We start from the raw sequence: 787 nt of genomic DNA, 5'->3' as shown, positions 1-787 counted from the left end.
ATCAAAAACACCACAGGACTCAACGACACACACGACGACTCAGACTGACTGACACAGGAACTGAAGATAACTTGCTGACGAAGACGACGAGATGGTAGATAGATCGATAACTGGAGGGCCCCGCCGCTCAGTTCCTCCACTGGCCGCCGGAGTCGCCGCCACCACGCTGGCCGCCGTAGCCACCGCCGCCGCCGCCGTAGCCGCCGCCGCCGCCGCCGTAGCCGCCGCCACCACGCTGGCCGCCGTAGCCACCGCCGCCCTGGCCGTAGCCGCCACCGCCGCCCTGGCCGTAGCCGCCACCACGCTGGCCGCCGTAGCCACCGCCGCCGCCGCCGTAGCCTCCGCCACCGCCGCGCTGGCCGCCGTAGCCGCCGCCGACGCCCTCACCGCCGGAGCGGCGGGACTGGGCCTCGTTGACGGTGATGTTGCGCCCGTCGAGCTCCTTGCCGTTCATCTCCTCGATGGCCTGGCGCATCGACTCCTCGCTGCCGAACGTGACGAAGCCGAACCCACGGGACCTCCCCGTCTCGCGGTCGTTGATGATCTTGGCGTCGAGGATCTCGCCGTACTGGCTGAAGGCCTGCTGGAGGTTGTTGTCGTCGGTGGCCCAGGCGAGGCCGCCCACGAAGCAGCGGTACTCCGTCTCCGCCATGGATCTCTCCCTTTCTCTCCTCTCCGAACTACGGAAACCCTAGACTAGGCTAGCTACTCTCGGACCCGAACCGAACCAGAACCCGAACCGGAAGGGGAGGAGAAGCCAACCTAGTCATGGATCTCTCCCTTTCTC

Annotated in this window: 1 protein-coding gene; it reads right to left on the bottom strand. The window is 67.2% G+C overall.

The genetic code is table 11. The features are described from left to right. Positions 1-127: 127 nt before the first annotated feature. A complete protein-coding gene (locus tag IE273_RS45580; RefSeq protein WP_189820556.1) occupies positions 128-652 on the bottom strand; it encodes an RNA-binding protein in 525 nt (174 codons plus the stop codon). Positions 653-787 lie beyond the last annotated feature (135 nt).

Source organism: Streptomyces olivaceoviridis (assembly GCF_014650115.1).
Classification (GTDB): Bacteria; Actinomycetota; Actinomycetes; order Streptomycetales; family Streptomycetaceae; genus Streptomyces; species Streptomyces olivaceoviridis.
Note: the sequence above shows the minus strand (reverse complement) of the source record. Positions and strands in the feature narration are given on the sequence as shown.